This is a genomic window from Vibrio agarilyticus, assembly GCF_012641465.1.
In the GTDB taxonomy this organism is placed as follows: Bacteria; Pseudomonadota; Gammaproteobacteria; order Enterobacterales; family Vibrionaceae; genus Vibrio; species Vibrio agarilyticus.
This window is the reverse complement of record NZ_JABAIK010000004.1, coordinates 1-20,440: the sequence shown is the minus strand read 5'-3', so window position 1 is coordinate 20,440 and position 20,440 is coordinate 1. Positions and strand designations below refer to the sequence as shown.

Genomic DNA, 20,440 nt, shown 5'->3' with positions numbered 1-20,440 from the left:
GTCCGCAGACTCTAGCAGCACTCGGCCTAAATACGGCTGTTTTGATCTTCGTGATGCAATGCTATCGCTTGACGTAAAAAGCCAGATTGAGCGTTGAGTAAGGTTTTGGCTTGTTCAAGCGGTAGCTGAGTTAAAAGCATCATGATCGCCAACTTAGCGTCATATTCGGTCTGCTTTAGCGCGTCTATTGCCGCCTCTTGGGTGCAATCTGTTGCTTGCATTACGATACGTTTAGCGCGGGCGATCAATTTTTCGTTTGTGGCTTTGACGTCCACCATTAAGTTTTGATAGCTCTTGCCCAACCGAATCATTGACGCCGTGGTTAACATATTCAAGACTAACTTTTGCGCAGTCCCAGATTTCAGGCGAGTCGAACCTGTCAGCGCTTCAGGGCCGACCTCGGGACTGATGGCGACATCGGAAAGCGTGGCAATCGGTGCGTTGGGATTACATGAGACTGCGATGGTCTTAGCCCCCAACGCACTGGCGTATTTTAGCGCGCCAATGACATAAGGGGTGCGCCCACTGGCGGCAATGCCGACCACCACATCTTTTGTGGTTAGCTGAACCTGCTTTAAGTCTGCCTCTCCGAGGTTAGGATTATCTTCCGCCCCCTCTTGCGCTTTAAACATCGCAGGGTGCCCACCTGCAATTAGCCCAATAACCATGTTGTCATCGACGCCAAATGTGGGTGGGCACTCTGATGCATCTAATACTCCGAGACGGCCACTGGTGCCTGCGCCGATATATATCAGGCGTCCCCCTTGTTGAAAGGCGTGCGTAATGATATCGACCGCTTGAGCGATATGCGGTAATTTGCGCTCAATAGCCAAAGGGACTTGTTTGTCTTGTTGATTTAGGCGCGTGAGCAAGTCGAGCGTCGGCAGTAGGTCGATATCCATAGTGTCAGGATTGCGAGCCTCTGAGGTCAATTGCGACAGGGCGTGCAGCAATGCATCGTTTGTCATTAGCGACTCCTTTTAAACGGTAATTATGGTAGGTAGCTCACGCCTAAGGATGTAGCGCGCGAGGCGCCAGTAACATCGGGTAAGTTACTAGGAATTTGTTCGATGTAACAGCGGGCAAGCCACGCAAACGCGATGGCCTCCATTTGGTCGGCATCCACCCCATGGGCCGAGGTTATCTCTACCTGCCAGCTTGGAAGTCTCGCGCGAATTCTTTTCATCAACAGTGGATTATGTGTTCCACCGCCACACACCAAGACACGATCTTTAGCACTATGGTGAAAAGGTGCAATCGCATCGGCGATGGTTTGCGCGGTAAATTCACATAGCGTGCGCTGAACATTTTGTGGCGGGATCTTCGCAAGTGACGCTTGATGCTCTAACCACGATAAATTGTAGTGTTCGCGGCCTGTGCTCTTTGGGTAATCTTGAGTCAAATAAGGATCGCGCAACAAGGCGGTGAGCAGCGTAGTATCGATAGTGCCAGATTGCCCCCATTGAGCGTCTTTGTCATAGCCTTGATCTAAGTGTCGTTGGCACCAAGCGTCCATCAGCAGGTTGCCCGGTCCGGTATCAAAACCGATAACAGGATGGCGCGGGTGCAGCACCGAAATGTTGGCAATACCGCCAATATTTAACACAATAGTGCATGCATCAGGCTGAGCGAAAAGGTGACGATGAAACGCGGGAACCAGTGGCGCGCCTTGGCCGCCTAACGCCATATCTTTGCGGCGAAAATCGGCAATCGTTTGAATACTGGTACGCACCGCAATCAAATTGGCATCGCCGAGTTGCAGTGTAAAAGGCATCTCACCGTTAGGCTGATGAAAAACGGTTTGACCATGATTGCCAATTGCGCGAATCTGATGAGCATCAAACCCTGTTTGTTTGAGTAAGGCAATAACGGCGTCAGCGTAGAGATGCCCTAATTGGTGATCGATTTCGCCAATCGTTTTCAGATTGGTTTTCTGCCCCGTATTGACGTTTAACAACGCCCGTTTTAAGGGGAGCGGCATTGGATAATCCAGTTTTGCGATGAGCCTTGGCTGGTGGTCTTGAAAGCGTACGAGTGCAACGTCAACGCCATCGAGACTGGTGCCAGACATAACACCAATATAAAGATTGGATGAATTCATGATAGGGGTCCGTGATGAGCCGTCAAAGCCTGATAAAGTGATGTCAAGCGCCAGTTATGCTGGCAGTATACGTGGTTTGATGAGCGGATACTTGTTGAGTTGTTCGTGAATGTAATTTTTGTCTCGCTTAAAAGGTAAGGCAAAGTAGATAGTGTGAGGAATGACAATGGGGCCTTTGTGGATTGATGTGGAAGGGTGTGAGTTAAGCGCAGAAGACAAAGAGCTTTTAGCTCATCCGACTGTAGGCGGATTGATTTTATTTACGCGTAATTTTTATGACCGACAACAACTTGCCGCACTCACCGCCGCGATTCGTCAGGCTGCAAAACGGCCGATATTAATTGGCGTGGATCAAGAAGGGGGGCGCGTACAGCGCTTTCGAGACGGTTTTTCGCTGATCCCTGCGGCAGCGAAGTATGCCAGCGCACCTAATGGTGTTGAGCTGGCATATCAGGGCGGCTGGTTAATGGCTGCCGAGTTGATTGCTCATGATATTGATTTAAGCTTTGCCCCTGTATTGGATAAGGGGTTTGACAGTCGAGCAATCGGCAACCGAGCGTTTGGCGAGTCGTTTGAAACGATTATGACGCACAGTAAAGCTTATTTGCAGGGAATGAAGTTGGTAGGTATGGCGACGACGGGTAAGCACTTCCCCGGTCATGGCGGCGTAGTGACCGACACCCATCATGATGTTGCTCGCGATGAGCGACATGACATTCTGACGCAAGATATGGCGATTTTCCGCGCGCACATTAATCAGGGCAACTTGGATGCCATGATGCCCGCGCATGTGATCTACCCGCATTTTGACCCAGAGCCCGCCAGTGGCTCTCGTTATTGGCTGCACACGGTACTACGAGAACAGTTAGGGTTTAAAGGGATCGTTTTTTCGGATGATTTAACCATGAATGCGGCCGCAATTATGGGCACGCCTGCCGAGCGCGCAACGCAAGCGTTAGCGGCTGGGTGTGACATGCTTTTAATGTGCAATCGCCGTGATGCTCACATTGAGGTATTGGATAATTTGCCTATATCAGATGTGCCGCAAGCTTTGGCACTCAAAAAACGCCAATCCTTTGACTGGCAAACACTGTCTCGCTCTTCTCAGTGGCGTGATGCGCGAGCGGCTTTAGCGCCGTTACTAGACAGTTGATTGCTGTTCATTTAAATTTACACTAATGTTTTTTTATATTTACACTTGTATTTTGTCGTGAGACTGTTAACTTTGATCTCATATTAGTAAGGCATCCATGGAAGGGTGTGGTTGTAAAGTTTATGATACAGGTGAGTTGAATGAAACGTAGTGAATTAAGTAATATCAATATTCAAGATGAACAGGTGTTGATCACACCCGAGCAGTTAAAAGCAAAGTTGCCCTTAAGTGATCACGCAAGACGTTTCATTCAGCAATCGCGTCGTGACATTGCCGATATCATCCATAAGCGTGATCCTCGTCTGTTAGTGGTGTGTGGGCCTTGCTCGATTCATGATATCGACGCGGCGAAAGAGTATGCTCGACGCTTAAAAGTGTTATCACAAGAGTTATCGGATCAGCTTTATATCGTGATGCGCGTTTATTTTGAAAAACCACGGACCACTGTAGGGTGGAAAGGGCTGATTAACGATCCTCATCTTGATGGCAGTTTTGATATCGAACATGGTTTGCATGTTGGGCGTCAATTATTGATTGATTTGGCGGAAATGGAAATCCCCTTAGCCACGGAAGCGCTTGATCCCATCAGCCCACAATATCTTTCTGATACCTTTAGTTGGGCGGCGATTGGTGCGCGCACCACCGAGTCGCAGACTCACCGCGAAATGGCCAGTGGTCTCTCGATGCCGATTGGCTTTAAAAATGGCACCGATGGCAGTTTATCGACCGCCATTAACGCAATGCAGGCTGCCGCCTCTAGCCACCGTTTTATGGGGATCAACCATGAAGGGCAAGTGGCGCTTTTGACCACCCAAGGCAATCAAAATGGTCATGTTATTTTGCGTGGTGGCAAGCAAACCAATTACGATTCGGTTTCAGTGGCGGAATGCGAGCAAGAAATGGCCGCAGCAGGATTGGATGCTTCGTTGATGGTTGATTGCAGCCATGCTAATTCTCGCAAAGACTACCGTCGTCAGCCCTTAGTTGCAGAAGATGTCATTTTGCAGATCCGCGAGGGGAATCGCTCCATTATTGGCCTTATGATTGAAAGCCATTTGAATGAGGGTAACCAAGCTTCTGATATTCCTTTGTGTGATATGGAGTATGGCGTATCGATTACCGATGCGTGTATTAACTGGCAAGATACTGAGCGTTTATTGCGTCGAGCTCATGAGGGGCTGACGCCATTCTTATCTCAACGTTTACAAGGAAGATAACGAGATTATGGCTGTGGAACTGGCGCACTTGCGCGACCAAATTGATTCTGTTGATAAACAAATATTAACGTTACTTGCTCAACGCTTGGCGCTGGTCGAGCAGGTTGGTGAAGTAAAAAGTCGTCATGGGTTGCCCATTTATGCGCCTGATCGTGAGGCCGCAATGTTAGCGTCACGGCGTGAGGAAGCGCAAAAGTTGGGTGTGCCGCCTCAGCTGATTGAAGATATTTTGCGCCGTACAATGCGCGAGTCATACGCCAGTGAAAAAGATTCGGGGTTTAAGTGTCTGCAGCCACAATTGCGTTCTGTGGTGGTGGTTGGTGGGCGTGGCCAGCTTGGTAAACTGTTTGCGCGAATGTTTGAGTTGTCTGGCTATCAAGTGAAAATTTTGGGTAGCCAAGATTGGGATAACGCCGATGCTTTATTAGCTGATGCCGGCTTGGTCGTGGTTACTGTGCCAATTCACTTGACGCTTGGTGTGATTGATAGGCTGAGTAATCTACCAGATGACTGTATTTTATGTGATTTGACCTCAGTGAAATCCGCGCCATTGCAAGCGATGCTCAATGTTCATTCAGGGCCAGTGGTCGGTCTGCATCCGATGTTTGGTCCTGATGTACCAAGTTTGGCAAAACAGGTCATTGTGCATTGCGATGGCCGCGGCCGTGAACAGTACCAGTGGCTGCTCGATCAATTTGCCATTTGGGGAGCAAGCTTGTGCCCCATTAATGCGGAAGAGCACGACCGTGGCATGACTTTGATTCAGGCGTTACGCCATTTCACCTCATTTGCCTATGGGCTTCATTTGCGCCAAGAAAACCCGGATTTGTCACAGCTGCTGACCTTAAGCTCACCAATTTATCGCCTTGAATTGGCGATGGTTGGACGATTGTTCGGCCAAGATCCTCATTTATATGGTGATATTATTCTTTCGTCTGCCGATAATATTGAGATGATAAAACGCTTTCATCGCCGTTTTGGTGAAGCGCTACAACTGCTTGAAGCGCAAGATAAAGCGGGGTTTGTTGAGCAATTTAGTCAAACGAGTGCGTGGTTTGGCGACTATTCGGCTCAGTTTATGGCGGAGAGCCAAAACTTGCTTAAGCAGGCGAATGATAATATTCAGCGAGGTTAATCTTCCAGCGGTGGCGCTAATTCCTCGCTCGAGGCGAGATCAGAAAGGTGTTCAAGCTCTCGGTGCAGCAAAGTGTCATTGCCAACATTAAGCTCAACCAAACGTCGCAGATGAGTAATGCTATCGATGTCGATATGGCGGGTCTTTAGGGCTACGCTACCACGGAAGTGGCGAACCATATCGGCTTTGAGCGTGATCTGAATATTACTGCCAGAAAGCGTAAATAGTACGTCAATCGTCTCATTTGCGTTAAAACTGACCCGTTCGGGTAATTGCACTAGCATACCGTGAAGCGAGAGATCTTGAATTTTTGTCATCACAGTCGTGCTTCCCTGCATTAATGTGGCAGGAACGCGATAGATTATTCGTGAAAATCGGCGACGTTCATTCATAGACTCTTCTCGGTGCGCGGTGACTATACCCAAGTAACCTCAAGATGCGTGGTTCAGCGAGAATGACTTGGCTTGTCAGTGAGGCGAGGATTTGATGATTGAGTGGCCCTCAATCGAAAATCGTCAACAAAGCTGATGAGCCAAGACAGCTCGCCCTTTGGGAGCCAATCACTGAACCGCTTTTTATTGTAACGAAAGTGCGTTAAACAACTTGAAAATAGACTCGTTATTTCGCTGCGTTGTTTGCCTTGCTCTCAGCTCAGTGAGCCGGCTCTGAATCCAGCATCTTGAAGTCACTTGGGTATAACCTATTTCATACTATACTCGCACTAATGGAAGAAGCGTGGTTTTTAACATCAAAACCCGCGCAGTTGCTCACAAAATATGAGCGCTATACCCAAACAATTTGAAAAAGAGATAAGGCCGCAAAAGCGGCCTTATCTTGTATTAGTGGCGTATCACGATGAAACAGACCACAGACACGTTATTTAGTAATGCGTTTGTATTTGATGCGGTGAGGTTCCGCGGCTTGTGGCCCTAAGGTCTTCTTCAGCCATTCCATGTATTCGGTATAGTTACCTTCATAGAAATTCACTTGGCCTTCATCACGATAATCGATGATGTGAGTCGCAATGCGGTCAAGGAACCAGCGGTCGTGCGAAATAACCATGGCGCAGCCAGGGAACTCCAATAACGCCTCTTCGAGTGCCCGTAAGGTTTCAACATCAAGATCGTTGGTCGGCTCATCGAGTAGTAACACGTTACCGCCCGCTTTGAGAAGCTTCGCTAAATGAACGCGGTTCCGTTCACCTCCTGAGAGCTCGCCAATGCGCTTTTGCTGATCAACGCCTTTGAAGTTAAAGCGTGAGCAGTATGCCCGTGCAGGGATCTCAAAGTTATTGATTTTAATAATATCTGCGCCTTCAGAGATCTCTTGGAATACCGTATTGTTATCGTTCATCGAGTCACGGAATTGATCAACCGACGCTAACTTGACAGTATCGCCCATCTCAATCGTGCCAGAGTCAGGCTGTTCGGTGCCACTGAGCATTTTAAATAGGGTTGATTTACCCGCACCGTTAGCACCGATAATGCCGACAATCGCCCCTTTAGGCATGTTGAATGACAAATCATCGATGAGAACACGGCCATCAAATGACTTGGTGAGGTTTTTCACTTCTACGACTTTATCGCCTAGACGCTCGCCTGGTGGAATGAAAAGTTCATTCGTTTCATTACGTTTTTGATGATCTGTGTTTTGCAGCTCTTCAAAACGAGCCATACGAGCTTTGGATTTGGCTTGACGACCTTTCGGGTTTTGACGAACCCACTCAAGTTCTTTTTCGATGGTCTTTTGGCGCGCTTTCTCGGCACTAGCCTCTTGCGACAAACGGGCGTCTTTTTGCTCTAGCCATGAGGTATAGTTACCTTCCCAAGGAATACCTTCACCACGGTCAAGTTCTAAAATCCAGCCGGCAGCGTTATCTAAGAAGTAGCGGTCGTGGGTAATCGCCACAACGGTTCCTGAATAATCAACAAGGAAACGTTCTAACCAAGCAACGGATTCAGCATCCAAGTGGTTGGTCGGTTCGTCGAGCAGCAGCATGTCGGGCTTTTCAAGTAGCAAGCGGCAAATTGCCACACGGCGGCGCTCACCCCCTGAAAGGTGTTTGATTTTCGCATCCCATTCAGGCAAACGCAGCGCATCAGCCGCACGTTCAAGTGCGTTATCAAGGTTGTGGCCGTCTTTGGCTTGAATAAGTGCTTCCAGCTCGCCTTGCTCTTTAGCCAATTGGTCAAAATCTGCATCAGGCTCTGCGTAGGCGGCGTAAACCGCATCAAGGCGTTTTAGTGCGCCCGCTACATCGGCAACCGCTTCTTCAACAATCTCACGTACGGTTTTTTCTTCATCAAGCACTGGCTCTTGAGGGAGGTAACCAACATTGAGCCCAGGTTGCGCGCGCGCTTCACCATCGATGTCGGTGTCGATGCCCGCCATAATGCGCAGCAGGGTTGACTTACCCGCGCCATTTAGGCCTAAAACGCCAATTTTTGCGCCGGGAAAGAAACACAGAGAAATGTTTTTCAGAATTTGACGCTTGGGTGGCACGATTTTGCTCACCCGCGACATGGTATACACGTATTCAGCCATTGCCGATCGTTCCTAATGTTGTTTTATACCGGTTTGATGAGACATGACGTCGGCGTGCCGACTGAAACGTCAAATGATTTCGGCATATCCAAAAATGACCATTCTATACCATCATTGACTAAGCTCAAGGGGACTCAGACGAATACTCTGCTTAGCTCGATTGGATGATAAAGGCAATATCACCTTCTGTGATTGATGCCGCATCGGCCAGTCGATGTGCGACAAGAAACAAGTCGAAAGTTGTAATGCGATTTTTATCTAAGTTAACTAAAGTTATATATACCCAAGTAACCTCAAGATGCATGGTTCAGCGAGAATGACTTGGTTTGTCAGTGAGGCGAGGATTTGAAGATTGAGTGGCTCTCAATCGAAAATCGTCAACAAAGCTGATGAACCAAGGCAACTCGCCCCTTGGGAGCCAATCACTGAACCGCTTTTTGTTGTAACGAAAGTGCGTTAAACAACTTGAAAATAGACTGGCTATTTCGTTGCGTTGTTTGCCTTGCTCTCAGCTTAGTGAGCTGGCTCTGAATCCAGCATCTTGAGGTTACTTGGGTATATACCCGTCCGACTTGATGTTGCAGCGCTTTCCACTACGAAGTATCGGGCTGGCTCTCACAAACCTCATCGCATCGTTTATCTATGTTCACGACGAGCTCAGAGGCTTTGTTCGCGCGCCGCCTACCTGCATGTCCAAGTTGTTTGGGTGTAGGCTATGTCTCAGTGACGTTAGCTGGAGAGGGGATAAGCGCCATCGATAATGCAAGGAGGCACAATATGCTGTTTGGTTTTGTGGCTGGACTTCAACGTCAGCTGCGTAATGCTCTTATGTATGGCTGTGTCATTATGTGTGCATTTCCTTCTATGGCATGGGCGGCACAAGATCACCGCTCCCAAAATGAGTTAACCCAAGAAAATCTAAAGCAATCTCGAGAATGGTATCGTCAGGCTCAGCTCGCACTCAAAACTAATCAGCAAAAGAAGTATCAAGCATTACGCAATAAATTGACCGACTACCCGCTAGTACCGTACCTCGATTATCGAGTTTTCAAACAAAACTTGTCCAAGCACTCCGTGAAGGAAGTGCAGCAGTTTGTCGGCACTCATCAGAGTCTGCCTTTTTCCACTCGCATAGCCGCGCCGTATTTGGATTTGTTGTTCAAACGTCAAGCTTGGCGCGACATTGTTGAATTTCATCCCACAACACCAAAGTCAGAGCGCTATCGCTGCATTTATTATACTGCGCTGGCAAAAACCGATCAGGCAGATGAAGCCTCACATGGCGCGCGTAATTTATGGCTCAATGGTCAAAGTGTGGATGATGCTTGCGATGGTCTTTTTCGTTGGTGGGCCGATAGTGGCGGTCGAACCGATGCGCTAATTATTGAGCGCATGCAGCTGGCGTTTGCCGCGCGTAATCGAAGTCTGGTGCGTTATTTGAGTCGAATGCCTCAATCGCTTGTGGCCAAACAACAAGCGAAGGCGTTAGTGGACTTGCAGCGCAACCCTAAAAGCGTGACGCATTTTGCCAAACAGCAAATGGCAACACAGTATACCCAGCAGCAAAGCGCCATCGCGCTAAAATTGTGGGCAAGGCAAGATGTGGCAAAAGCGCAGGCGCAGCTTGATAAGGTCGCGCAAGCGTTGAAGTGGCCAAAAGCGCTGTATCAAGAGGTGTCGACGTTTATGGCATGGCGGCTATTTCAGACCGAATCTCAGCCGTTGGCGATTTGGCGTGATGATGTGATAGTCAACAGTCAAAATGATGCTTTGATTGAACGGCGCTTGCGTTTGGCGATTCAGCAAGGCGATTGGTCTGCGCTGCCGCTTTGGGCCGAGCGTTTATCGCCAAAGCTGCGTCACTCTCAGCGCTGGCAGTTCTGGCTTGCACGGAGCGATATTTTCCGTGGTTTTACCGAGGAGGGGCACGCGCGTTTAAAAACATTGCTGGGACAGCGTAATTTTTACAGTGTCGCAGCCGCGCAATATCTCTCGGTTCCATATCGTTATCCGGTGCAGCGTCAGCAGCTTGACCCGACTCAGATTGAGCCACATGACTCGGCGCTGATGCGAATCGAGGAGTTGGTTGCATTAGGCAAGTTATCAGCGGCTAAAAGTGAATGGATTCATACGCTGCGCTTGGCCTCTGATAGTGAAAAACCTCACCTCGCGGTCTATGCGGCTAAAATGGGTTGGCCTCATTTAAGTGTCAAAGCGAGCATCAAAGCTAAGATGTGGAATGACTTAACGGTTCGTTTTCCGTTGGCTTATCAAAAGCGTTTTGATTTTTACGCCAAAAAACATCAAATTGATTTGGTTACCTTGCTGTCGTTAGCACGGCAAGAGAGTGCGCTTGACGGACAAGCACGTTCGCCTGTCGGCGCGCGAGGTCTGATGCAAATCATGCCGAAAACTGCCGCCTACACAGCAAGAAAATATCAAATTGCTTATCACGACAGCGATCAGCTTTATAATGTCGGGAAAAATATTGAAATTGGCAGTCAATACTTGAAAGGCTTGCTGGATCAATATGACAATAACCGTATCTTTGCATTAGCGGCTTATAATGCCGGCCCTCACCGAGTTAAAACTTGGCGAGCTCGTACTAAGGGAAGCGTCGATGTGTATGCGTTTATCGAGGCCATTCCATTTAAAGAGACGCGCGGTTATGTGCAAAATATTTTGATGTTTGAGACGTATTATCGTTATTTGCTCGATTTGCAAGGCGACTTCATAACGCCAAACGAGCTCAATCATCGCTATTAAATGAAAAAATTAGGTATCAACGATGTCACAACAACCTGAATTTCGAGATTGGCAACAAATTATGACGCTTGTGCAGCACAGTGCGGCGCAAGATCAGCACACTATGTTGCTAACCAGCTTGATGACACCGGATGAGCGCGACGCGCTTATTGCGCGAGTGAATATTTTTCGAGAGCTGCTAAAGGGTGAGTTATCGCAGCGACAAATTAGTCAAATGCTTGGGGTGGGCGTTGCCACAATAACGCGTGGTTCCAATGAATTAAAATCAAAATCGGATCAAGAACGCGCTCAATTGAGTGTGTTGCTTGGGGTTACAGAATCTTAAGACGCAAAGATACCCAAGCAGCTTGACGTTACTTGGGCATACACCTTACGAGGTTGGAAAATGGGTTGGGTTAATAAAAGGAATTAACGCGAGTACGAGCGCTTGGTGGTATACCGAGCTGCGGGTGAGTTGATGGCCAGTAAGTAGGCCAATTGCACCCCCGCGTTGCTTGATGTTATGGGTGGCAAAGACCCTGTCCATGACATCGCCCAGCTCGTTGGTCGGCGTGAGTTCTGCGGCCACCGCTGGAGGCAGCATCAAGCTGGCAGAGCGAGATTCTCCCCGCTGTGTTTTCGATTCAATGACCATCCAAGCAAAAGTCATCCCTTCTTCAACGCCCGCTTCTAGTCCAACGTAAAAATCCGCCTTAGGATGCGCGCGCTGTGAATCAGCTACGCGATTTCTGGCACCGAGACGAGTCTCAGCGCTGCTCATTGGCTGAGCGGCGACACCACTAATGGCGTTATAACCGACAAAAGTAAAGTCTTGTGCAGGCCAAGTGCTGCGAAACGCACTTTCGACCGCGGCGATTTTGGCCGGATTGCGCGAAGCAATGACCACTGTTTGTTGAGTCATATGCGTTAATTCAACTTAACTTGAGTGGGCTTGATGTTTTCACTGGGATAACAGCCCAGCACTTTGAGGTGCTTGGTCAGTTTCGTCAGTTCAAGGATTGCCTCTTGCATATTGTCTGCAGCAAGGTGAGCCTCTAAGTCAACATAGAACATCTCTTCCCAGGGGTTACCCATTATCGGGCGCGACTCTAATTTTGTCATGTTAATGCCATAGCGACGCAGAACCAAAAGGGTTTCAACCAGCGAACCGGCTTCTTGCGACGTCGACATAATCAGGGTGGTTTTTGCTGGAATTTGAGGGGACACTTCAACGGCTTTACGTGCGACCACAATAAAGCGCGTGTGATTTTCTGTTTGATTGGCGATGTTGCCTTGGATCGGTTGTAAACCATAAAGTTTACCACTTGATGCGTTACCAATCGCGGCAACATCACTGCGCCCTAGAGCTTTCACTTTTTTCATTGCATCGGCAGTACTGGCACAGGTCTTGAGTGTCACCCCTTTGAGTCGACTGAGAAATTCGCTGCATTGCTGATGTGGTTGTGGGTGCGAATAGAGTGTGGTGAGGGCTTCAAGGCGAATATCTTGAGTGCCGACCAAGCAGTGTTCAATCGGCAGTGTTAATTCTCCCACAATGTAGAGCGTGGTGTGCTGGAGTAAATCGTACACTTCATTAATTGAACCTGAACTGGTGTTTTCAATCGGCAATACGCCATAGTCGGCATGGCCAGATTCGACGGTTTGAGTGACTTCCTTAAAGCGCTCACAATTGAGCTCGATAAGCTCAGTATTACGACGGCTGAAATACTCACGGCTCGCCAGATGGGAATAAGAGCCTTTGGAACCTAAAAAGGCAACACGCGCCAGAGGCTTGCGAATGTGCTGAGGATTTGCGAGATTTTGTAAATAGCTTTGCTGCAATAAGACAGAGTCTTCGATGATGGTGTGAAACAGTTTAGTGATGTACTGAGCATCCAATTGATACTTTTCACGACCATTAGTAATAAGTTTCACTAAAAGTTGCTGTTCGCGCGTCGCATCACGAACCGGTTTGGCCGTTTCGACTTTACTTTTAGCAACTTCGATACTCAATGAGCGGCGCTCGGAAAGGAGTTGCAGTAACTTGTCATCTAATTCATTCAGTCTTAATCGAATCTCATCCAGTGAGAGTGCTTGCTCGCTCATTCTCGCTTTCCTTATATAAAAAAACCTCCGTAAGCGCTGGAGGTTAGCTAGCTCTATTGATATGCCCAGAATAAATACCATTGCGGGATGGTGGCATTCTATACCCAAGTAACCTCAAGATGTATGGTTCAGCGAGCATGACTTGGTTTGTCAGTGAGGCGAAGATTTGAAGATTGAGTGGTTCTCAATCGAAAATCGTCAACAAAGCTGATGAACCAAGGCAGCTCGCCCTTTGGGAGCCAATCACTGAACCGACGGCTGCGTTAAACAACTTGAAAATAGACTGGCTATTTCGCTGCGTTGTTTGCCTTGCTCTCAGCCCAGTGAGTAGGCTCTGAATCCAGTATCTTGAGGTCACTTGGGTATAATATAACCGGGATACATGATGCTAAGACACAATAAGCATCCGCTATAACAGCGTCAAGCAAAAAAATAGCGCCATTGGGCGCTATTTTAGGTCAGTCATTTTGATTTACTTCAATGAGTGTTTCTCAGGGTAAACAGCCGGTGCTATCAGGGCCTCATGCTTATATTCACTAGATGTAGAGACTGCTCTGAGTTAACGTTCACGCAACTGACCATATGAATCGGTCTTATTCCTCTTCTTCGAGCATGGGCTCTGGCTTATCAGCACGGCGAGCTTCGGGTTTATGGCGCAGTTTGTTGAGTTGTCGTTCTAGTTTTTGCTCTACTTCATTAACTGCGGCATACAAATCTTCGTTGGTTGCAGAGGCGATAAGCTGGCCTCGAGGTACTTTAATCACGGCCTCAAAGCGCATGTGTTTGTTAGGCTCTTCGCTGAATGTGGCTTGGCAGCCAATAATGTCAACTTGCCATTTTTCAAGTTTCTTGAATTTGCTCTCGATGTGCGTGCGGATAGCAGAGGTGATGTCGATGTTTTTGCCAGTGATGTTTACTTTCATATAGTGTTTCCTCTGTGTCATCCCTCATGGGTTAAGTTCAGACTACCGTTCTTTGAGGATTTTTTTGTGACACAAATCACGAAATTTTTGCTATTTTTGAGTCGAATGGGTGAATGTGATCTTCCGCAAGAACTGTTTCATCAATTGTCGAAAATGACTTGTGATTGTGAGTAAAACCCGTAAAGTGGAATGGTTAATCGCTAAGAACGCGCTGTTTTTAGTGCATTGTTACGGCCTAAATTTCTCGTCTGATGTTTTTTTAAACGCCATTAAAGTGAGAGAATCCTCACGTTTTTTCATGTCTTCTTGCTTCAATACGGTTTCTTTGTCTTTATACCCTTTCCACTTGAAGTTGCAGCGTTGTTGGCGAGCTCTCACAAACCTCATCACATGGTTCATCTATCCCCATATATGTTCAGAGGCTTTGTTCGTTTGCCGTTTGTTTGAGCCTTTAGCTATCTCACTAGAGATAAAAAAGCAGCGTTATGAACGCTGCTTTGAGTGGTTTGGTTTGAGCGGACTTAGTTGTTGGTGTCGCGCGTTACCGGATTAAGCTGAATGAGTGCCTCAGTGCGCTCGATGCCTTCCGCTAGATTTAATGCTTGATAAGCTGACAGCTGAATAGGCAGACATTTGCGCGCAGCTTGCGTGTCTGGAAATGACTTTTGTAGTTCTTGGCAGCGATTGATAGCTGCAATCCACGCTTCGCGGCGTAAATAAAAATCAGCGGTCGCTAAGTCATAATCGGCAAGACGATTTTTTAACGCCACCATGCGTGATTGCGCATCTTCTGCGTAAGGGCTGTTGGGGTAGCGCTGCAGTAATTTCTTAAAGTCGTCAAACGCTTTGCGAACAGGCTCAGGATCGCGATCAGCACGATTGGTGTTAAAAATGTCATGCATAAAATTACGATCTTGCGACATGTGAGTAAGCCCACGCATGTAGAGCACCCAATCCATTTTATCGTGAGTAGGGTTTAGGCGCATGAAACGCGCAATTGTTGCGAGGCCGAGCGGCAAATCATCGTTTTTGTAATACGCATAGATTAAGTCAAGCTGCACTTGCTCAGAATACGCGCCAAAAGGATAACGTGAGTCCAGCGCCTCAAGCTTTTCAATTGCCGTGAGCCAATTGCCAGCTTGAAGCTGATTTTGAGCGTCGTTGTATAACTCGGCGGGTGGCACATCTGGAACAATCTGTTCAGTGCTTTCACATCCTACGAGCAAAGACAGAGCAAGTAGACCTGATAAAGTGTGCAGTTTCATGTCAGGAGTCGGTTCCTTGGTTCTAAATATTTTGTGACCTGCCGTTACTTTCTTAGCAGTAACAGATACAATGAGGTAATACTCTATTTTTCCACAGTAGTGAGCTTTAGTCTCACTGTTTTTAAAAAAGTTCGATATGGCTCAGCAGATAGAATTAACAAATACCGTAAAAGATAGTCAATTGGGCCAGCGTTTGGACCAAGCCATTGCAGAATTGTTTGCCGATTTCTCACGTTCACGCCTCAAAGAGTGGTTAGTGGATGGGCGCGTAGCGGTTAACGGTGAAGTGGTGACAAAACCTCGTACCAAAGTGATGGGTGGAGAGCAAATTACCGTTCAAGCGGAGCTGGAAGATGAGGTGCGCTGGGAGGCGCAAGACATTCCTCTGGATATCGTTTATGAAGATGATGATATTATCGTAATTAATAAGCCGCGTGATTTTGTGGTGCACCCTGGTGCAGGAACTCCAGATGGGACGGTTCTGAATGCCCTTTTGTTTCATTTCCCTGCTATTGCCGAAGTGCCTCGAGCGGGGATTGTCCACCGTCTAGATAAAGACACCACCGGTCTTATGGTGGTGGCAAAAACTGTTCAATCACAAACTCGCCTTGTTCGCGCATTGCAAAAACGTAACATCACTCGTGAATATGAAGCGATTGCCATTGGTCGTATGACTGCTGGCGGTAAAGTAGATAAACCGATTGGTCGCCACAGCACCAAACGTACCCTTATGGCTGTGAGTCCTATGGGTAAACCGGCGGTTACGCATTACCGTGTGGCAGAGCATTTCCGTGAGCACACTCGTATCCGTTTGCGTTTGGAAACCGGTCGTACTCACCAAATTCGAGTCCATATGGCGTATTTACAACATCCACTGTTGGGTGATGTGGCTTATGGTGGACGTGCGCGCATTCCATCTGGCGCAACGCAAGAGCTTGCAGAAATGATCCGTGGTTTTGACCGCCAAGCACTGCATGCGGTGATGTTGCGGTTTGCTCACCCGATCACTGGCGAAGAGCTCGAGTTCCATGCGCCGGTGCCAGACGATATGGTGATCATGGCCGATGCATTGCGCGAAGACACTGAACTCCACGGATTACCAGACGAGTTTTAAGCCGTGATTCATGCACACTGGCCTGCGCCCAGTCAGGTAAAGGCAATCTCAACCACTCGGGAAGGCGGTTTCTCCCACTTTCCCTATGAAGGTTGGAACCTTGGATTGCATGTTGGAGATGATGCTACGGCGGTTAATACCAATCGGCGTGAAATCGCAGCGCGACTTGGGATGCCAAATCCTCCGACTTGGCTTGAGCAAACGCACTCAACCGATGTGGTTAAGCTGATTGAACCAAATCGAACGTTCAGCGCCTCTGCTATTGCGGCGGACGCATCTTGGACTGCAACACCAGGTGTGGTTTGTGCCGTCATGACCGCGGATTGTTTGCCTATTGTGCTAACGAATACACAAGGCAATCAAGTCGCGGCAGTCCATGCGGGTTGGCGAGGTTTGGCCGATGGTATCGTTGAAAAAACCGCCGCATTGATGACAGGTGACATCATGGCCTGGATTGGGCCCGCCATCGGGCCTAAAGCATTTGAAGTCGGGGAAGATGTGCGTGACGCTTTTTGTGATGTTCAGCCACAGGCCGAGCAAGCGTTTTTTGCTATTGCAGAGCCGTTGCTTAAAACGCCTAAGAAATATTTAGCGGATCTACCTCAACTGGCAGCAATGCGCTTGCGGCAAGTTGGGGTGAATCAGATCTATTTCTCAGATTGCTGCACCTTTGCTGACCCCGAGCGTTTCTACTCTTATCGGCGAGATGGTGTGACAGGAAGGCAAGCCACCTTTATCTGGATCGAACCTCAGTTTTAATCATTCCCTCCACTTGAAAATCGTTCAACTCGAAACCATCTTCTTACTGTTCGCACTGATTTTGTAAGGTAGGAAGAAAGCTTATGCGTCTTGATCGATTTACCAGTAAATTTCAAATCGCGATCTCCGATGCGCAATCACTTGCGCTCGGTCGCGATCATCAATACATCGAACCCGTCCATCTCATGGTGGCATTATTAGATCAAGATGGCAGTCCGATTCGTCCCCTATTGACCATGCTTAATGTTGATGTAATGCAGCTGCGTTCTAAACTGGCTGAAATTCTAGATCGCTTGCCTAAAGTGAGCGGTATTGGTGGGGATGTGCAGCTGTCGAGCTCAATGGGTGCCTTGTTTAATTTGTGCGACAAAGTGGCGCAAAAAAGACAAGATGCTTACATCTCGTCAGAGATATTCCTGATTGCAGCGTTGGATGACAAAGGCCCACTTGGTGCTCTGCTGAAACAGGTCGGGTTAACTGAAACCAATGTTAATCAAGCGATTGAAAAGATCCGTGGCGGGCAAAAAGTAAACGATCAAAATGCCGAGGAATTGCGTCAAGCGTTAGAAAAATTCACGATAGATCTAACAGAGCGAGCGGAGCAAGGAAAACTGGACCCTGTCATTGGTCGAGATGACGAGATCCGCCGCACCATTCAAGTGCTGCAGCGCAGAACGAAAAATAACCCCGTCATTATTGGTGAGCCTGGCGTGGGTAAAACCGCCATTGTTGAAGGATTGGCGCAACGCATCGTCAACAATGAGGTTCCCGAAGGTCTGAGAGGGCGCCGCGTACTCTCACTCGATATGGGCTCGCTCATTGCTGGGGCAAAATACCGTGGTGAGTTTGAAGAGCGATTAAAATCGGTGCTCAATGAACTTGCAAAAGAAGAAGGCAATGTCATTCTCTTCATTGATGAAATCCATACTATGGTGGGCGCTGGAAAAGGCGAAGGCTCAATGGATGCGGGGAATATGCTCAAACCTGCCTTAGCGCGAGGGGAGCTGCATTGCGTCGGTGCGACGACACTTGATGAATATCGTCAATACATTGAAAAAGATCCTGCGCTTGAGCGACGTTTTCAAAAAGTACTGGTCGATGAGCCCTCTGTAGAAGATACCATCGCCATTTTGCGTGGATTAAAAGAGCGCTATGAGCTTCATCATCATGTGGAAATTACTGATCCGGCGATAGTGGCAGCAGCCACGTTGTCACATCGTTACATTTCAGACCGTCAATTACCTGATAAAGCGATTGATCTTATCGATGAAGCGGCATCGAGTATTCGAATGCAAATCGATTCAAAACCTGAGTCGCTCGACAAATTGGAACGTCGCATTATTCAGCTCAAAATAGAGCAACAAGCTTTAAGTAATGAGAGTGATGATGCGAGTACCAAACGGCTTGAAATATTAAATGATGAGTTGCATGAGCGCGAGCGTGAATTTGCCGAGCTGGAAGAAGTGTGGAATGCGGAAAAAGCGGCATTATCTGGTACGCAGCACATCAAAGCGGCGTTAGAGCAAGCGCGAATGGATATGGAAATTGCCCGACGCGCTGGCGATCTCAATCGTATGTCTGAGTTGCAATATGGGCGCATCCCTGATTTGGAAAAACAACTCGATCTCGCGACACAAGCTGAAATGCAGGAAATGACGCTGCTACGGAATAAAGTCACCGATAACGAAATCGCCGAAGTACTCTCAAAGCAGACCGGGATCCCCGTATCCAAAATGTTGGAAGCGGAAAAAGAGAAGCTGCTACGAATGGAAGAAGTGCTTCATAATCGAGTGATAGGGCAGAAAGAAGCGGTCGAGGTCGTTTCCAACGCGATCCGTCGTAGTCGAGCTGGGCTGTCTGATCCAAATAAACCAATTGGTTCATTTTTATTTTTAGGGCCGACAGGCGTGGGTAAAACGGAACTGTGTAAGACCTTAGCCAGCTTCATGTTTGACAGCGAAGATGCAATGGTGCGCATTGATATGTCTGAATTTATGGAAAAGCACTCTGTCGCACGATTGGTCGGCGCGCCTCCTGGCTACGTCGGCTACGAAGAGGGAGGCTACTTAACCGAAGCTGTTCGCCGAAAGCCTTATTCGGTAATTTTGCTCGATGAGGTAGAAAAAGCGCACCCTGATGTATTCAATATTTTACTACAGGTATTGGATGACGGTCGATTGACCGATGGACAAGGACGCACAGTCGATTTTCGTAATACGGTTGTGATCATGACATCGAATCTAGGTTCATCGCGTATTCAGGAGAATTTTGCCACGTTGGATTACAACGGTATAAAAGCAGCGGTAATGGAGGTGGTGAGCAAACACTTTAGACCGGAGTTTTTAAATCGAGTTGATGAAAGTGTTGTGTTCCACCCTCTAGGTAAAGAGCACATCAAGTCGATTGCCTCTATTCAGCTTGCTCGACTAGCTAAACGAATGGAAGAACGAGGATACCAGCTGGAAGTGTCGGAGAAAGCGCTTGAGTTAATTGCCGAGGTAGGGTTTGACCCAGTATATGGCGCACGGCCATTAAAACGGGCAATTCAGCAAAGTGTTGAGAATCCATTGGCAAAAGAAATTTTATCGGGAAGAATAGTACCTGACAAAAAAGTGCAATTGTTGGAGAGTAACCAGCAAATCTTGATTCACCAATTATAACGCGTATACCCAAACAACTTGGGGTTGCAGGTAGGCGGCAAACGAGCAAAGCCTCTGAGCACTTCGTGAATATAGACGAATTGTGTGATGAGGTTTGTGAGACCCAGCCAACACAGCTGAAACTTCAAGTGGAAAGGGTATAAACGAATAGGTGCTTATTCACAGGCCATACGACAGAGCTTGCTGTGTGGCTTGTGGGGCGTCTGCCCCTTAGGCATTTAGGAGCGCGGTATATCAAGTGTATTTTGTTTGTAAAATGCGCGAAGTGGTTGAGTTGCATTCAAACGGTGCGTGGTCACTAAAATAACGCTTGCCAGGGAATAATTTCACTCTATAATCCGCTCTCGTTGTCAGGGAGGTGTGTTAAATACACTTACTGGTAGCGCCAAGGCATTAAGTTGAAAATTCGATTAAAAAGTCATTGACAGTATAATCGAAATCGCTAAAATGGCCGTCCGTTCTGAGCAAAGCGAAGAACGAAAGCTCTTTAACAATATAAACCTATCAATCTGTGTGGGCACTCGTTGATGATAATCCAATTAGAAACTTCTCTTATATAAAGAGAGGCTTCAAATTGATTTCAATGAACTGAGTGACCAATTCAAGTTGGAAATCAGCCTTGAGCTGTTTTGTTTCACTTTTTTAAAAGTGAAAGCCAATAAGAGCACAGTCAATTCACTATCGAAAGATAGAATCAGTATTCATTGAGTCACAAAAA

16 protein-coding genes are annotated in these 20,440 nt (G+C 47.6%); 8 read left to right on the top strand and 8 right to left on the bottom strand.

Going from position 1 to position 20,440, the window contains the following annotated elements:
* Positions 1–26 precede the first annotated feature (26 nt).
* A complete protein-coding gene (gene murQ, locus HGP28_RS04885) occupies positions 27–968 on the bottom strand; it encodes an N-acetylmuramic acid 6-phosphate etherase (RefSeq protein ID WP_168835345.1) in 942 nt (313 codons plus the stop codon).
* Between the two features lie 23 nt (positions 969–991).
* Positions 992–2,101: an anhydro-N-acetylmuramic acid kinase gene (locus tag HGP28_RS04880; RefSeq protein WP_168835344.1), complete on the bottom strand. Its 1,110-nt coding sequence runs from the start codon at positions 2,099–2,101 to the stop codon at positions 992–994.
* 166 nt (positions 2,102–2,267) lie between these two features.
* Between HGP28_RS04880 and nagZ the strand changes: the two genes are divergently transcribed.
* The 3 genes from nagZ to tyrA all read left to right on the top strand — a co-directional run bounded on the left by nagZ (position 2,268) and on the right by tyrA (position 5,606).
* Positions 2,268–3,254 (top strand): beta-N-acetylhexosaminidase, encoded by a 987-nt coding sequence (nagZ, locus tag HGP28_RS04875; RefSeq protein WP_168835557.1) that lies wholly within the window; start codon positions 2,268–2,270, stop codon positions 3,252–3,254.
* Positions 3,255–3,394: 140 nt separating this feature from the next.
* Positions 3,395–4,471: a 3-deoxy-7-phosphoheptulonate synthase gene (locus HGP28_RS04870; RefSeq protein WP_168835343.1), complete on the top strand. Its 1,077-nt coding sequence runs from the start codon at positions 3,395–3,397 to the stop codon at positions 4,469–4,471.
* A gap of 7 nt (positions 4,472–4,478) precedes the next feature.
* Positions 4,479–5,606, top strand: coding sequence for a bifunctional chorismate mutase/prephenate dehydrogenase (gene tyrA, locus HGP28_RS04865; protein WP_168835342.1), 1,128 nt, complete (start codon positions 4,479–4,481; stop codon positions 5,604–5,606).
* On the opposite strand, the gene HGP28_RS04860 is transcribed toward tyrA, so the two are convergent.
* Complete coding sequence (locus HGP28_RS04860) at positions 5,603–5,998, bottom strand: PilZ domain-containing protein (RefSeq protein ID WP_168835341.1); 396 nt, start codon at positions 5,996–5,998, stop codon at positions 5,603–5,605. The genes tyrA and HGP28_RS04860 overlap by 4 nt on opposite strands.
* A 484-nt stretch (positions 5,999–6,482) precedes the next feature.
* Positions 6,483–8,150 carry an energy-dependent translational throttle protein EttA gene (gene ettA / locus HGP28_RS04855; RefSeq protein WP_168835340.1) on the bottom strand — a complete coding sequence of 556 codons (1,668 nt, stop codon included), beginning with the start codon at positions 8,148–8,150 and terminating at the stop codon, positions 6,483–6,485.
* A 777-nt stretch (positions 8,151–8,927) separates the two neighbouring features.
* Here ettA and sltY point away from each other — a divergent pair.
* Both sltY and trpR read left to right on the top strand, forming a co-directional pair.
* The gene (sltY, locus tag HGP28_RS04850) at positions 8,928–10,916 is read left to right on the top strand and encodes a murein transglycosylase (RefSeq protein WP_168835339.1); all 1,989 of its coding nucleotides are present in this window, start codon (positions 8,928–8,930) and stop codon (positions 10,914–10,916) included.
* A gap of 22 nt (positions 10,917–10,938) precedes the next feature.
* Positions 10,939–11,241, top strand: a complete 303-nt coding sequence (gene trpR / locus HGP28_RS04845) for a trp operon repressor (RefSeq protein ID WP_168835338.1) — start codon at positions 10,939–10,941, stop codon at positions 11,239–11,241.
* Positions 11,242–11,286: 45 nt separating this feature from the next.
* Here the strand turns inward: trpR and yjjX are convergent, their stop codons facing one another.
* From yjjX to HGP28_RS04825, 4 genes are all read right to left on the bottom strand, one after another.
* The gene (gene yjjX, locus HGP28_RS04840; RefSeq protein WP_168835337.1) at positions 11,287–11,817 is read right to left on the bottom strand and encodes an inosine/xanthosine triphosphatase; all 531 of its coding nucleotides are present in this window, start codon (positions 11,815–11,817) and stop codon (positions 11,287–11,289) included.
* Between the two features lie 5 nt (positions 11,818–11,822).
* Positions 11,823–13,001 carry a prephenate dehydratase gene (pheA, locus tag HGP28_RS04835; protein ID WP_168835336.1) on the bottom strand — a complete coding sequence of 393 codons (1,179 nt, stop codon included), beginning with the start codon at positions 12,999–13,001 and terminating at the stop codon, positions 11,823–11,825.
* Between the two features lie 593 nt (positions 13,002–13,594).
* Complete coding sequence (gene hpf, locus HGP28_RS04830) at positions 13,595–13,924, bottom strand: ribosome hibernation-promoting factor, HPF/YfiA family (RefSeq protein ID WP_168835335.1); 330 nt, start codon at positions 13,922–13,924, stop codon at positions 13,595–13,597.
* 521 nt (positions 13,925–14,445) lie between these two features.
* Positions 14,446–15,189, bottom strand: coding sequence for an outer membrane protein assembly factor BamD (locus HGP28_RS04825; protein ID WP_168835334.1), 744 nt, complete (start codon positions 15,187–15,189; stop codon positions 14,446–14,448).
* Positions 15,190–15,325: 136 nt separating this feature from the next.
* On the opposite strand from HGP28_RS04825, the gene rluD reads away from it, so the two are divergent.
* From rluD to clpB, 3 genes are all read left to right on the top strand, one after another.
* Positions 15,326–16,303 (top strand): 23S rRNA pseudouridine(1911/1915/1917) synthase RluD, encoded by a 978-nt coding sequence (gene rluD, locus HGP28_RS04820; RefSeq protein ID WP_168835333.1) that lies wholly within the window; start codon positions 15,326–15,328, stop codon positions 16,301–16,303.
* A gap of 3 nt (positions 16,304–16,306) precedes the next feature.
* Positions 16,307–17,062 (top strand): peptidoglycan editing factor PgeF, encoded by a 756-nt coding sequence (gene pgeF / locus HGP28_RS04815; protein ID WP_168835332.1) that lies wholly within the window; start codon positions 16,307–16,309, stop codon positions 17,060–17,062.
* Between the two features lie 83 nt (positions 17,063–17,145).
* Positions 17,146–19,722, top strand: coding sequence for an ATP-dependent chaperone ClpB (gene clpB, locus HGP28_RS04810; RefSeq protein ID WP_168835331.1), 2,577 nt, complete (start codon positions 17,146–17,148; stop codon positions 19,720–19,722).
* Positions 19,723–20,440: the final 718 nt, after the last annotated feature.